This window comes from Pseudobythopirellula maris, assembly GCF_007859945.1.
In the GTDB taxonomy this organism is placed as follows: Bacteria; Planctomycetota; Planctomycetia; order Pirellulales; family Lacipirellulaceae; genus Pseudobythopirellula; species Pseudobythopirellula maris.
In genome coordinates this window covers 1012947-1027232 of the sequence record NZ_SJPQ01000002.1, presented here as the reverse complement: position 1 = coordinate 1027232, position 14286 = coordinate 1012947, and the positions used below count along the sequence as shown (strand labels likewise).

The following is a 14286-nucleotide window of genomic DNA, read 5'->3' as shown; positions in this document are numbered from 1 at the left end:
TTCTTCACGGCATTCTACGCAGCCCCCCAAATCGGTGGTTGCGCGAGCATCAATTGCAGTGCGCAAAGGAGAAGGTTTGCGTGAAAATTTCAAGGAATTCCTAAGCGCTGTCTCAGTCGCTCGCCATTTCTGATTAGAATTCCCGTGCAAGCAACGCGGCCAGTTCCGTAAGTTGCAACCTTTTCACCATGAATTTGCATCGCTCTCGATTCGTACGCCAAGCCTTCGATCGCAAGAAGTCATCGGACGCTCGGACGCTCGAACCGCGAGCCTTGTTCACCACCTCGCGTTCCTGGAGACCAGTCCTATGCGCCGGTTGTTTTCCACTAAACGGTCCCCCGCCCCTTCGCGTCGCCGCGCCGCGGCTCGCTCGCAACGCCGCTCACTCGAGCAACTCGAGAACCGGGTCGTGCTGAGCGCCGACCCCGTGTTCTCGTTCATCTCCACGCCGAGCGAAGCGCAGGAGGGGGCCTCGTTCTTCTCGGTCTACGAGTTCTCCGACACCTTTGAGGGGGCCGAAGACTACAGCTACTCGGTCGACTGGGGCGACGGCGTGGTCGACAACGGCACCCAGGCCGGCGGCGACATCAGCGTGAACTACGGCACGTCCGGCGGGGCCGACACGACCGGCTCGTTCAACCTGCTCCACGAGTTCGCCGACGACGGCGTTTACAACGCCTCGTTCACCATCACCGACAGCTCGGGCGCCTTCTCGACCGAGTTGCTCGAGATCACCGTGACGAACGACGTGCCGGACATCCGCCTCATCGGCGGCGACGTCGCCGAGGGCGAGACGTTCGAGCTGATCATGGTCAACCGAGACTCGGGCGACTTCGACGCCGTGACCGAGTGGACCATCGACTGGGGCGACGGCCAGGTCGAGACCATCTACAACCCGGTTCCCGTGAACCAAGACACCGGCCTGAACACCCGGGCCTACCTCGCCACGCACGACTACGCCGACGGCGAGAACGAGTACCTGATCGAGGTCCTCTTCTCCGACGAGGACGGCGACTACGACGAGCAGACGCTGATCGACGCTGGCAAGATCTTCACCGACTTCACGTTCGAGACCGTTGTCGAGAACGTTGAGCCCGAGCTCGAGATCGCCGCCCTCGAGGAAGAGGCGCTCGAGGGCTCGCCCTTCGTGCTGGAGCTCAGCTCCGAGGACCCGGGCGACGACACGATCAGCGAGTGGGTCATCGACTGGGGCGACGGCGTCATCGAGACCGTGCTCGGCGACCCGTCGAGCGTGAGCCACGCCTACGCCGACGACGGCGAGTACGAGATCAGCGCCTCGGCCACCGACGAGGACGACACCTACGACGTCTTCGACACCGTGACGGCCGTGATCCTCAACGCCGACCCCGTGCTGGTCACGGTCGGTAGCTCGGCGAGCGAGATCGGCGGCGCCGCCGCCGGCGAGACCGTCACGCTCAGCGGCACTTACTCCGACCCGGGCGTGCTCGACACGCACGAGATCACCGTCGACTGGGGCGACGGCACAGCGCCCGAGACCGTGGCGGTCTCCGGCGGCGTGTTCTCCCTCGACCACGTCTACGCCGAGGCGGGCTTCTACGACGTGAACGTCACGCTGGTCGACGACGACGGCGGCGAGGACTCGGCTGTGGCCAACAACGCGATCACCGGCATCGCGCTCCGCGACGGCGCGCTGCAGATCATCGGCACCGGCGGCAACGACTTCGCCAAGGTCTACCAGCACTGGTGCTACAGCGACACCGTGAAGGTGTTTGCCCACTTTGCGGGCGTGGGCTACGAGTATGAGTACTTCGACATCGCCGACGTCGACAGCATCGAGATGTACCTCGGCGGCGGCGACGACATCGGCTACGTCTCGTCGCGGCTGTCGATCGACGCCAAGATCGACGGCGGCTCGGGCGACGACCTGCTGATCGGCGGTTCGGGCGACGACATCCTGCTCGGCGGGGATGGCTACGACACGATGGGCGGCGGCCACGGCCGCGACCTGTTGATCGGCGGCAACGACGGCGACGTGATCTTCGGCGAGAGCGGCGAGGACATCCTCATCTCCGGAACCACGGCGTTCGACAACGACTCGGCGGCGCTCGACTCGATCATGTCCGAGTGGACCTCGAGCCGCAGCTACAACGACCGGGTCGACAACCTGCTGGGCCTCGGAGTCGGCGCCGCCTGGGACGCCCGTCTCAACGACGAGGTGTTCCTGATCGCCAACGGCGAAGACGCCACGGTGTTCGACGACGAGTCGACCGACTGGCTCGTCGGCGGACGCGGCAAGGACCTCTACTTCGATGGCGACGACGACATCAGCTTCGCCCGCTGGGGTGAGGTGGTCGAAGACATTGAGGCCGAGGGCGAGCTGGAGGAGTGCTGATCGCCAGCGTCCTGTAAGGCAAGCGAATCAACCCGCCCGGGGCTCAGCCCCGGGCGGGTTTTCTTTTGCCCCCAACTCAATGTCCTGTTGCGCCGACGCAAGGCCCACGCCGCAAGAGGCGCCGCCATCGTCAGCGCCGCGCCCGGCTCGGGCGCCGTCACTCCCGGGGTCGCCGGGGCGAAGTGGTCCCGCCACACCGTGAAATCGGCGCCGTCGACGCGGCCGTCGCGGTTGCCGTCGGCGCCGAGGCCGGCCTGCGCGACCGAGTCGCCAAACTGCTCAATCCATAGCGTGTGGTCGAGCGGGTCGACGACTCCGTCGCGGTTGTAGTCGCCCGGGCGGGCGGCGGCGTAGATCGCCTCGGAGGCTGGCGCCACGAGGTCGTACGCCACGCCGTGATTGAAAGTGACCAGCACCGGTGCGCTCGCCGCGTCGAAGTCCGTGTCGAACCGCATGAAGACGCCGTACACGCCCGTGGGGGCAGCCGCCCCACCCTCCAGCGCGAACCGCACGAGGTCGTGGTTGTGGTAGCCTTGCTGGCCGACGAGCGAGTCGGCGATCTCAAATGGCCCGGGGGCCGAAGAAGAAACAGCGCCGAACGACTGTGTCGTGAGCGTGCCGCCGGCGACCCCCACGAAGCTGAAGCCGTTGTCGGAAAGCGTGACCGCCTCGCTCTCGGCGTCCCACCGCCAGACGTACCGCTCGGGCGCGTCGCCCACCGGCGGTTCGGCGAACGGGTCGGCGTGGCCGATCGCCTCGACCGAGAACGAGCTCGCGTTGTCGAGGCCCGTGATCGACAGTCCCGGCACGCCCCACAGCACGGCGGGGCCGATCACCGGCAGCGCGCCGATCGCCTCGGGTTCGCCGTTAAAGTCGTCTTGGCCGAACACGAGCGGCGAGAACGGGTGGTCCCCCGGCGGGTGGCTCACGACCAGTCGGTTGTCCTGCCGCGTGACGCGCAGCTCGCGGCCGTGCCCAAGAGCTTCCATCGCTCCGGCCGACAGGAGCGAAGCGGAGGTCGCGAGCAGCAGCAAGGTGTTACGCATGGGAACGATCGGTGTTGAGTAAAGTTTGTTTCAACTGTGGGAGGCGTCTACGACGCCGATTACGCGCTGCTAGCCGCATTGGCTTTGACGCCGTTATCGGCGTCGGAGACGCCTCCCACAGCAAACCTTTAGCAGCTCAGTCAGCACGGTGAGCGCAGTCAGCTAAGATCCTGCCCCGGAAGTCGTGCTACTGGGGCCGGGCAAAGTCGCGTTGCTCTTCGATCCAGCCCTCGACTGTCGCGGCGGGGATGGTCGTCACGTGGCCGTCGACAAACAGGTAGTTCGCCGCCCGGAAGTGTCGGTCGAGTTGGATGTCGTCGCGCACCTTCTCCTCCACCAGTCCCAGCAGAACGTTCAGGTCGCTGAACCAGGTCGAGGCGTGGGCGTGGTCGAGCAGCGGCTGGTCGTCGAGTCGCTCGGTGTCGACCAACCGGCGATCGGAGCCCTCGAACACCGCGTGCGTCTTGCTCGTGGCTTGCAGCTTGTTGAGGTTGCGAACGGCCCCTGGCACGTGTTCGGCGGCCAGGTAGTCGCTGACCACGTAGCCGGTGAGCCCCGCCCGCAGCCGCTCGTAGCGCTGCGGCTCGTCGGGACATACCCGCACCTCGTCGACGCCCTCAAGGAACGGCGCCAGCGTGTGGACCCACGACCGCCCCTCGCCGGCGTGCTCCCACGCGGGGAATTCGCCGCGGTGGGTGTCGCAATGGCGCAGCACCGCTAGGCCGATCTGACGCAGATTGTTCCGGCAGGCGGCGGAGCGCGCGGAAGCCCGCGCGCTCTGCACCGCCGGCAACAATAGCGCGACCAGCAGGCCGATGATCGCCACGACCACCAGCAGCTCGACGAGGGTGAAACCCCGGGGTCGCATGGCTACGCCTTTCGCCTACGCAGACCGCCCAACGCGAGCAGCGCAGCGGCGGCCAAGGCGCCGCTCGCCGGCTCCGGTACGGCGACCCACTGCACGGCGCCGGGCGCCAGGCCGAGCGACCAGACGGCGGCGCGCAGCTCGCTGACGGGGGCGTTCTTGCTCATCACAAAGCGGAACGGCTCGGAAGAGACCGTCGCTCCGCCGGCCGCGGCGTTGGTGACCGTGAGCGTGGCGAGGTAAACACCGTCGGCCGGTTCGGCGAGCGGCGTCGTCGATCCGAGCCGGTAGCGGACCGTGGCGTGCGACTGCTCGTTGTACGCGCCATGCCCAGAGCCGAGCGACGGAATGGGCGAGAAGGCGATCGACTCGGTAGTGCCCGACTTGGCGGTCACGCTCGGCGTCGCCGGGTCGCCCCGGAAGGCCTCGAGCCAATTCTCGTCGGCCAGCGAGAACGCCGACCCGTCCCACAACTGGAGCGCGCCGTCGAACGCCAGTGTCGTTTGGCTGCCGACCTCGAACGTGAGACCGACGCCGAACGCGATGCCGGGACCGGAGTAAAAATCGGGCACGCCGGGCACCGATTCCGACGCCTCGGCGCGGGTGTACCAAGTGGCGTCTGCGGGCGTTTGGAACGGCCGCTGCAAGAGCGGCATCACGTAGGCCGACTTCGGGTCGGTCAGCGGCGAGTAGTGGTTGTTGAGGACCTCGCGGGTGACGATTGTTGAGCCGTCGTTCGTGATCTGGATCTGGGGGCCGTGGGCGTGGGCCGCGGCTGCGCTGAGCGCAGCGGCGACCGACAACAATGCGGTGCGCATCATGGGGACTAAAACCTTGTGAGTTAAGAATGCGATCGCGCGACGTCGCCCGCGCAGCAAAGCGTGGGCGCGGCAAAAGCGCAATCGTTCGAGAGAATGGACCCCGCCCGTGCGCGTGTCAGAACGCTCGGTAGGGATCAGGCGTGGGAGATGCGTCCACGCGGCGGCGGCACGGGCGGCGCGCTGGCGGGCGCCCCCTCGGCCGCGGGAGAAAAGAGCGACACGCGTTGCGTGTCGGGAGCGACCGGCAATTCCACCGCCGCGGGCGGCGGCGCCGGCGCCACGGCCAGCCAGTGCTGGCTGAGGCCCTGGCACGCCAGGGCGCTGAACGCGCTGTAGCGTTTGGTCGCGGGGAGAGCGGCGGCCTCCGTTTTGCGTGAGCAGCAAGACTTCGCACAGCAGGCGGGCTTAGGCTTGGTCGCGGCGAGCGACTCGGCGACCGACCGCGTGAGCTGGGCGAGGATCCTGGCGGGGGGCGTGACCCCCTCACGCTCGGCCCAGGCGAGCCGCTCGGCCGGGGTGTGGCAGCAGCAGCGGGTCCAGCACGCCTCGGCCGTCGCACAGCCGCAGGCGCACGATTCGCAGGGGAAGCGTTCGGCCGATTTCGCGGGCCCGAACGGCGGCGATTGCGGCAGAGAGAGCGACACGCCCGTGGCCGCCACAACGTACGCGGCCGCCATCAGCGCGGCGGCGGCCCGTCGCGCGATGCGGTGGCGGGCGATCAGAAGTCGAAAAGCGGTGAGCATGACCGCCGAGAACGGGGGAGCGAACGGCAAACAACGCCGCTATTCTCCCTCGAGCTTTCGTTCGTCGCAAGGCCGTTGGGCCGCGACAGATCGTCGCTTACCGCCGGGGTTCGGGCTAGGCCACTCGGCGGCGTGCGACCACGCCCACCAGCGCCAGCCCCGACAGCACGAGCACACTCGGCTCGGGGACCACGTAAACGTCAACCGTCACGAGGTTGTCCGAGGCCGTGCCATCCATGACGTCGAGCACGGGCAGGGCGCCAAAGGCGCCGCCGGCGTTCACCCTGCCGAGATCGGCGATCGCGTCGACCACGTCCATTCCGTTGTCCAGGACGATCCCGAACACGGTGAAACCACCGTCGATCCCATCGAGCGCGAGGTTGTCGGTGGTGTTGACGAACCACTGCGAAGTGGCGCTGTCGGGCTGTCCGCCCAAACGAGCCATCGCGATCGTGCCGCGGACGTTCGAACGGTCGGAGGCGAACTCGTTCACGACCGGCGCGTTGGTGGGAACGCTAGTAAAGTCGTCGTAGAACCCGCCGCCTTGGATCACGTTCACGCCCGAGTCGGCGGTTTTCGCCGAGCGGTGGATGATCGAGTCGATGAAGTCGCCGTCCTCAACGTATTCAAGGAAATTCGCCACGGTGAGCGGAGCCTCGTCGTCGTACAGCTCGACGTCAAAACGGCCGAGCGGCGTGAGGAACTTCACGACCGTAGCGTCCGCCGCCGAGGTCGTTAGCGCGACGGCGAGCACCAGAAGGGTCTGGGGGAGTGTGCGGTGGATCATGGTGGTGTGTCTTGGTGCGGTGTGGGAAGGCTGAGCGGATCGAGCGTTTACTTGCGTAGGGCGGTTGTCAGCCGCGCCGGTGGCGGGCGGCGGCGAAGGCCGCAGCCGTGAGGGCCAAGAGCCCCGTCGCGGGCTCGGGGACGGTTGGGGTCGAGCCCCCCGAGGCGGGCGGCGGCGGCGAGACAGACTCAACGATGGTCGGGCCCGTGACCACCGAGACGTTGGTCACCACCACCAGGTTGTCCGGGTCGGTCCCGTCCAGAGCGTTGAGCACGGGCAGCTCGCCGAAGGCGCTCCCTTCGCTCGTGGCGTCGATACGTGGGAGTTCGTTGATCGAATCGAACAGGTCCATGCCGTCGCCGAGGATCACGCCGAACACCGTGAAGCCGCCGTTCTGGAAGTCGAGATTGGCCGAGTTGTCGCCGAGATTCACGAACCACTGCGAGGTCGCCGAATCGGGACTGCTTCCCAACTTGGCCATCGCCACCGTGCCGCGGAGATTCGAGCGCGCGGCGCTGAACTCGTTCTGGATCGAGGCGTCGGTCGGAACGCTAGTAAGGTCGTCGTAGAACCCGCCCCCCTGCACGACAAAGTCTTCGGCCGAGCGGTGGAAGATCGAGTCGACCCAGTCGCCGTCCTCCACGTAGTTGAGGAAGTTGTCGACCGTGATCGGCGTCTCGGTGTCGAACAGCCCGATCTCGAAGTCGCCCATGGTCGTTTCGAAACGGACCGTGGTGTTCGCCCTGGCGGACGCGCCGAGGCACGCCGTGAGCGCGAGGGCGACGAGCGACGATCGAAGTGGGAAGGCGTGGAACATGGCGGGTCTAAGGGGTAACCAGAGGGGACTTTGGAAGACGCGGGAGCGCCGGGTAGACGGCGCGAAGAGCGACGAGATGCAGCTGCGGCTTCGCTCGCGGGGAGAGACGCGCGGCGACCGACGGAGAGAAACGCCCAGAGGGGGGATTCGCCGAGCGCGACGGAACGCTCGAACGAACATTTCGGTGGGGGGAGTAAACTCGCGTCGCAAGAAAAGCGACGCTCAACCCTCGACCGCCTCGGCTCGAATCCAATGCCGGCAGCGCCCCGATCGAAATCGGGAAACCCCACACAAAATGGGGCTTAAACGCGGGCGAAGCTTGGCATTAGCGGCGGTTGTGCGCGGGGTGCAGGAGGGGCCACGGGGCGGACGCCCGCACGGCTTATACCTCAAGACTAGTCACGGCCCACGGACCGGGCAAGCATTTTCGTCCGGGCGATCTAGTCAATCTGGGGAGAGTTCCCTCGTGCGGGGGGGCCGGTTCAGCCGGTCGCAGCGGCCGCACGCTCTGTGAGGTAGCGCAAGATGTCTCGGATCGAGATCAGGCTGACCGGCTTGGCGTCTTCCATCACCGGCAGGTGGCGGTAGCCGCCGACGTCCATCTTTTGGATCGCGAAGGCGATCTTGTCCGAGGCCGATACGACCGCCGGGTTGGCGGTCATGTAGCGGCTGATCGGCTTGTCGTGGGCCGCGGCGGCCTCGGCCCCGAAACGCACCACGGCGTCGCGTTCGCTGAAGATGCCGGCGAGCCGCTCGCCGCCGCGTCCGTCGGGCGCCACCACCAGCACGCAGCCGATGCCGTTGTCGACCATCAGCCGCAGGGCGTCGCCGACCGTCGTGCTGGGCTCCACGTAAACGGGCGGGTGGACCGGCAACTCGCCCACCTGGTCACGCAGCAGCGACGCCTCGACCGAACACTCCGGCACGCGAATGAACAAGTCCGTGAGCGGTTGTTGGCAGACGTCGCACTGGTCGTCGCCCTCGATGAGGTCGTCGGCTCCGCAGTTCGGACAAACTAGCATGGCGGCAAGCGGGTTGGGGACACGGCCTCCCTCTCCTTAGGGGGAGAGGGAACTATCTTAAGCCCTCCGCCGACGGGGGGAGGGAGAACACTCATTTACTCTACGGTCCAGGTCTCGCCGGCGTTGAATAGTTTGTCGAGGTCGCCCGGTCCGCGCTCGCTCGTGGCCTGCGTGATCTGGTCGTTGATCAGCTCGTCGTAACGCGGCTTGTCGACGCTGCGGAACACGCCGATCGGCTCGGGGAAGCCGTCCTCGTGACGCATGCGGCTGAGCAAGTAGGCGAGGCTCGGCTCGGCCGACTTCTCGTCGTGGAACAGCAGGTCGTCTTCGGTGATGCCCTTGCCGAGCTCCACGACCTCGGGCTCCAGGCCGTTGAGCCGCACGCCCTTGTCGCGGTCCTTGCCGAAGATCAGCGGCTTGCCGTGCTCGAGCTCGAGCGTGGTTTCGGCCTTGGTGTCGCGGTCCTTGGCGTAGCTCCAGGCGCCGTCGTTAAAGACGTTGCAGTTCTGGTAGACCTCAACAAAGGCCGTGCCCTTGTGGCCGGCCGCACGCTTGAGGGTTTGCTCCAGGTGCTTGACGTTCGTGTCGATGCTGCGGGCGACAAAGGTCGCCTCGCAGCCGATGGCGATCGACAGCGGGTGCAGCGGGTTGTCGATCGCCCCCATCGGCGTGCTCTTCGTCCGCTTGCCGAGCGGCGAGGTGGGCGAGTACTGACCCTTCGTCAGGCCGTAGATGCGGTTGTTGAACAGCACGATGTTCAGGTCCATGTTCCGCCGGATGCAGTGCATCAGGTGGTTGCCGCCGATCGACAGCCCGTCGCCGTCGCCCGTGATGACCCACACCTGCAGGTCGGGGCGGCTGGTCTTCAGGCCCGTCGCGACCGCCGGCGCACGGCCGTGGATCGTGTGCATGCCGTACGTGTTCATGTAGTACGGGAACCGGCTGCTGCAGCCGATGCCCGAGATGAACACCACCTTCTCACGCGGCACGCCGAGGGTCGGCATGACCTTCTTCATCTGCGCGAGGATCGAGTAGTCGCCACAACCGGGGCACCAGCGGACCTCTTGGTCGCTGGCGAAGTCGGCGGGCTTGAGAACGGGGAGCGGTGTTTCGACAGACATGATTGAGAGTGCGCAGTGCGGAATTCGGAATGCGGATTACTTTGCGATGAAAATGATACGTCTTCGGGCGGCTTGTAAGCACGGGATCCGCATCCCGAGTTCAGCAACCCGCACTTCTGGCCGCTGTCAGGCGACCAGCTCGTTGATCTTTTCGACGATCTCACCGACGGTGAACGGCTTGCCCTGCACCTTGTTGAGGCCCACGGTGTCGATCATGTAGCGGTCGCGGATCAGCACGCTCAGCTGGCCGCAGTTCAGCTCGGGGATCAGCACCCGCTTGAACGACCCGAGCAGGTCGCCCAGGTTTTTCGGGAACGGGTTGATGTACCTGAGGTGGGCGTGCGAGACCGACTTGCCCGCCTTCTGAGCGGTGTGGACCGCCGTGGCGCAGGCGCCGTAGGGGCCGCCCCAGCTGAGGACGAGCAGGTCGCCCTCGGTCGCGCCGTCGACGGCCTGCTCGGGGATGTCCTCGGCGATCATCGCGACCTTCTGGGCCCGCGTGTCGATCATGTGCTGGTGGTTCGTCGGGTCGTAGCTCACGTTGCCCGTGACGTCCTGCTTCTCGAGGCCGCCCAGGCGGTGCTCCAGCGTCGGCGTGCCGGGCAGCGCCCACGGGCGGGCGAGCCACTCGTCGCGCTGGTAGGCGTTGAACTCCTCGCCCTCGTTCAGCGGGCCGGGGTGAGTGATCGGGATCTTCGGCAGGTCGCTGAACTTGGGAACCTGCCAAGGCTCCGAGCCGTTGGCGATGTAGCCGTCGGTCAGCAGGAAGACCGGCGTCATGTGCTTGACGGCCAAACGCCACGCCTCCTGGGCCGTGTCGAAGCAGTCGCCCGGGCTGCTCGCCGCGATGATGGGCATCGGGCACTCGCCGTTGCGGCCGAACACGGCCTGCAGCAGGTCGGACTGCTCGGTCTTGGTCGGCAGGCCGGTCGAGGGGCCGCCGCGCTGCACGTTGATGACGATCATCGGCAGCTCCATGATCACGGCCAGGCCCATGCCCTCGCCCTTCAGCGCGATGCCAGGACCGCTGCTGGCCGTGACGGCCATCGCGCCGGCGAACGCGGCGCCGATCGTGGCGGTCATCGCCGCGATCTCGTCCTCGGCCTGGAACGTCATCACGTCGTAGTTCTTGTGCTTGCAGAGCTCGTGCAAGATGTCGCTGGCCGGCGTGATCGGGTAGGCGCCCAGGTACAGCCGCTTCTCCGAAGCCTTGGCCGCCGCCATCAGGCCCCAAGCCAGGGCGGTGTTGCCCATGATGTTGCGGTAGGTGCCCGGCTCGAGCTTGGCCTTGGGCACGTGGTACTGGGTGTGGATCGCCTCGACGGTCTCGCCGTAGTTGAAACCCGCCTTCAGCGCCGCCGTGTTGGCCTGCACCACATCGGGCCGCTTGGCGAACTTGTCTTCGATGAATCGCAGCGTCGGGTCGAGCGACCGGTCGTAGAGCCAGAACACCAGGCCCATGGCGAAGAAGTTGCGGCAGCGGTCGGCTTCCTTGACGCTCAGGCCGAGGCCCTCGACCGCATCGCGGGTGACCTTGGTCATGTCGACGCTGTGCAGCTTGTACTGACCCTCGAGGCTGCCGTCTTCGAGCGGGTTGGTCTCGTAGCCCGCTTGCTCGAGGCCCTTCTTGTCGAACGCGCTCGAGTTGCAGACCAGGATGCCGCCCGGGCGCAGGTCAACGAGGTTCGTCGCCAGCGCGGCCGGGTTCATCGCCACCAGGGCGTCGACCGCGTCGCCCGGGGTGAAGATCTCGTGGCTGGAGAAATGGATCTGGAATCCCGAAACACCCGCCTTGGTTCCGCGCGGTGCGCGGATCTCGGCCGGGAAGTCGGGGAACGTGGCGACGTCGTTGCCGGCCAGGGCCGAGGTCTGCGTGAACTGCGTGCCGGCCAGCTGCATGCCGTCGCCCGAGTCTCCACAGAAACGCACAGTCGCCGCGTCGAGTTGCTCGACGCCCTTCTCCGCTACAGTAGCCATCTTGGTTTGCTTGAAGCCTTAGGTGAGGAATTGGCCGGGGGTCGGAATGACCCGGTGTCTCTAAAACGGGTGTCTCATAAAAATCGTCGTCGCCGGGAGGACTACGCGCCTTCCCGTTCGGCGCTCGACTCGGCCCCGCTGGGAGGCAGGTTGTAGATCGTGTTGGGGAAGTGCTCCACCAAGTAGTGGACGATCCCCCGCACGTCGACCGAGCCGATCGGCGTCGAACCCGCTTTGCCGTCGCCCGACATCAGCGGCAGGTGACGGTAGCCGCCGTCGGTCATCAGTTGGATCGCCTCGGCAAGCGTGGCGTTCTCGTCGACCGTCACCGGTTCGGGCGACATCGCCGAGCTGACCGGCGCCGAGAAGTCGGCCTTGCCGGCCATCAGCCTCAGGGCGTCGCGTTCGGTGAAGATGCCGACAAGCTGATCGCCCTCGCACACCATCACTGCGCTCGACTTCTGCGCCCGCAAGAGCGAGATGGCCTCGCCGAGGGAAGCGCCCGGGTCAATCGCGAGCGGCTGATCGGGGTGGGCGGAGCGAGCCTTTTCGCTCTGCAAGCTGAGTTGGAAGTCCACAGTGGGAACTTTCGAGAACCGTCCGCTAGAAATGTGGCGCCCGGAGCGGTTGGCTGCGGGGTCGGACAGTTGGGCTGATGTGCTAAAGCCTGTTGCCGGTTGACGCTTCCGGGGGCTGGGCTCCCCTCACAAGGAGAACCGTTTCACTAAGAAATTAAAACGAAGGGACGCCCTAAAAAACAGGTGGCGCCCCTCGGCGCTCGCAAAATCCGTGGCGACCCGGGGGTCGAAACGGCGTGCTTGCTCCGCCTTCGTCCCAGATTTTATCACGCTCCCGCGACCCTTAGAACCGCAATAAAGCGCCGAATCTTGCGGATTTCTGGCGGGCGTCTTGCCGCGTGCGGCCCGAGGCCATCGGCGGCCGGGGCGCAATGGCGACCCGATCACGCCGCGCTCAGCCGGCCGGGGCTTCTTTCTCGGTCCAGTCGCGCCGCTGGCGGCTGCTGGGGATGTCCATCGCTTTGCGGTACTTGGTCACGGTGCGACGGGCCACGGTGATCCCCTCTTCGGCCAGGGCCTTCACCAAGGCGTCGTCCGAGAGCGGCGCCGACTTGTCCTCGGCGTCGACGATCTCTTGCAGCTTGATCCGCACCCGGTCCCAAGCCACCTCCTCGCCGTCGGCGCTCGTCGTGCCGCCGACAAAGAACCGCTTCAGTGGGAAAATGCCTCGCGGCGTCTGGATCCACTTGTCGTCGACCGCCCGGCTCACGGTCGTGACGTGCACGTGCACCTTGTCGGCGATCTGCTGCATCTTCAGCGGCTCGATCGCGTCGGGGCCGTCGTCCAGGAACCGCGTCTGGTGGTCGACGATCGCCTGCGAAACGCGGGTCAGCGTGCTGCGACGCTGCTCGATCGACTCGATCAGCCACTGGGCCGAGTTGACCTTGCGCTTGATGTACTCGCGGGTCTCGGTGTCGGCGCCCGAGGCGCGTTGCAGCATCTTGCGGTAGTACGGGCTCACGTAGAGCGGCGGCAGCGTGCCGTCCTCGAGCCGCACCTCGTACTTGCCGTCGTCGTTCTTCTCGACGAACACGTCCGGCGTGACGCTCGGCACGACGGCGTCGATGAAGTCGGCGCCCGGCTTCGGCTTCAAATGCCGCAGCTCCTCGAGCGCCACGTTGATCGTGTCGATCGAGTAGCCGGTCTTCTTGGCGATCAGCGGCAGGCGGTTTCCCTCCAGATCGGCCAGGTGGTCGGTGATCAGCGTACGGACCTCCTCCTCGAGCGGCATGCCGGGCTGCAGCTGCAGCAGCAAACACTCGCGCAGGCTGCGGGCGCCCACACCGCGCGGGTCGAGGTGCTGCACCACCACCAGAGCGCGCTCGGCCAGCTCGAGCTGAGCGGCTCGCGCCTCCTCGGCCGAGCCGTTGAGCTCCGGCGCCAAGGGGGGGAGCAATTCCTCGAGCGGCGTCTTGAGGTAGCCGTTCGTGTCGAGGCTGAAGATGATCCGGTCGACCATCTTGCGGAGCTCTTCCTCCAGGTCGAACCAGCTGATCTGGTGGTGCAGATAATCGGACAGGCTCTCCGCACGCGCGACCATGTTGGCCAGTTGGTCGTGGGCGCGGTCGGCCTCGGCCTCCATCTGACCACGCGAGGGGCGGCTACGCTCCTCGTAGTCGTCCGGCAGGTTCTCGGCCATGTTCACGAGGCGCTCGAAGTCGTCCTCGCTGTGGCTCTCGTCCACCACCAGCTCGCGCTCGCTGTCGTCGCCCGAGTCGGCCGACTCGCGGTCGTTCGAATCGCCGTCCGCCCCGTCGCCGTCCGACTCGGAGCCGGGCTCCACCAGGTCGAGGCACGGGTTGTCTTGCATCTCCTGTTCGATGCGTTCCTGCAGCGCCAAGATCGGCAGCTGGAGGATCTCCATCGACTGGATCATCCGCGGCGCGAGCACCTGCTTTTGCGCCAGCTGCATTTGCTGACCGAGCGAGAGGCGCATGGCGGGTCCTGCCTGAACTTGGGTGTTGAGCCGAGCGGAAAGAAAATGTCTACGCGATGACGCCGAGCGTCGTTGTCCGCTTGCGGGAAAGGTTCCGCATGCTAGCGGGGCCATCGCTCGGCCCAGTTGGTTTGCCCTCCGGGGGCGCGTTAAGCATACCGCTCTGGGGCCAACGAGGTCAAATCAATAGGCCCTGAAC

Annotated in this window: 11 protein-coding genes and 1 pseudogene; 1 reads left to right on the top strand and 11 read right to left on the bottom strand. The window is 66.6% G+C overall.

Translation table 11 applies throughout. The annotated features are described in order from the left end of the window. Window positions 1-307 precede the first annotated feature (307 nt). The gene (locus Mal64_RS11845) at window positions 308-2374 is read left to right on the top strand and encodes a PKD domain-containing protein (protein ID WP_146400363.1); all 2067 of its coding nucleotides are present in this window, start codon (window positions 308-310) and stop codon (window positions 2372-2374) included. Here Mal64_RS11845 and Mal64_RS11840 read toward each other — a convergent pair. The 11 genes and pseudogenes from Mal64_RS11840 to rpoN form a co-directional block, all read right to left on the bottom strand. Continuing rightward, window positions 2284-3420, bottom strand: a complete 1137-nt coding sequence (locus Mal64_RS11840; protein WP_146400361.1) for a dockerin type I domain-containing protein — start codon at window positions 3418-3420, stop codon at window positions 2284-2286. The genes Mal64_RS11845 and Mal64_RS11840 overlap by 91 nt on opposite strands. Before the next feature lie 676 nt (window positions 3421-4096). Then, window positions 4097-4288, bottom strand: a pseudogene (locus tag Mal64_RS20520) (type IV pilin protein); the annotation flags it as partial. 2 nt (window positions 4289-4290) lie between these two features. After that, window positions 4291-5106: a hypothetical protein gene (locus tag Mal64_RS11830; protein WP_146400357.1), complete on the bottom strand. Its 816-nt coding sequence runs from the start codon at window positions 5104-5106 to the stop codon at window positions 4291-4293. A 134-nt stretch (window positions 5107-5240) separates the two neighbouring features. After that, window positions 5241-5849 (bottom strand): hypothetical protein, encoded by a 609-nt coding sequence (locus Mal64_RS11825; protein ID WP_146400355.1) that lies wholly within the window; start codon window positions 5847-5849, stop codon window positions 5241-5243. A 115-nt stretch (window positions 5850-5964) separates the two neighbouring features. Next, window positions 5965-6636: a peptidylprolyl isomerase gene (locus Mal64_RS11820; protein WP_146400352.1), complete on the bottom strand. Its 672-nt coding sequence runs from the start codon at window positions 6634-6636 to the stop codon at window positions 5965-5967. 67 nt (window positions 6637-6703) lie between these two features. Further along, on the bottom strand, window positions 6704-7453 hold the full coding sequence (locus Mal64_RS11815; RefSeq protein ID WP_146400350.1) for a peptidylprolyl isomerase: 750 nt from the start codon (window positions 7451-7453) through the stop codon (window positions 6704-6706). A gap of 482 nt (window positions 7454-7935) precedes the next feature. Next, a complete protein-coding gene (locus tag Mal64_RS11810; RefSeq protein WP_146400348.1) occupies window positions 7936-8475 on the bottom strand; it encodes a CBS domain-containing protein in 540 nt (179 codons plus the stop codon). A 95-nt stretch (window positions 8476-8570) separates the two neighbouring features. Then, window positions 8571-9596 carry a 2-oxoacid:ferredoxin oxidoreductase subunit beta gene (locus Mal64_RS11805; protein WP_146400346.1) on the bottom strand — a complete coding sequence of 342 codons (1026 nt, stop codon included), beginning with the start codon at window positions 9594-9596 and terminating at the stop codon, window positions 8571-8573. 126 nt (window positions 9597-9722) lie between these two features. Then, entirely contained in the window at window positions 9723-11573 is a 1851-nt protein-coding gene (locus Mal64_RS11800) for a 2-oxoacid:acceptor oxidoreductase subunit alpha (RefSeq protein WP_146400344.1), read from the bottom strand. Between the two features lie 101 nt (window positions 11574-11674). Beyond that, window positions 11675-12151, bottom strand: a complete 477-nt coding sequence (locus Mal64_RS11795) for a CBS domain-containing protein (protein ID WP_146400342.1) — start codon at window positions 12149-12151, stop codon at window positions 11675-11677. 394 nt (window positions 12152-12545) lie between these two features. Beyond that, entirely contained in the window at window positions 12546-14087 is a 1542-nt protein-coding gene (gene rpoN, locus Mal64_RS11790) for an RNA polymerase factor sigma-54 (protein WP_146400340.1), read from the bottom strand. Window positions 14088-14286 lie beyond the last annotated feature (199 nt).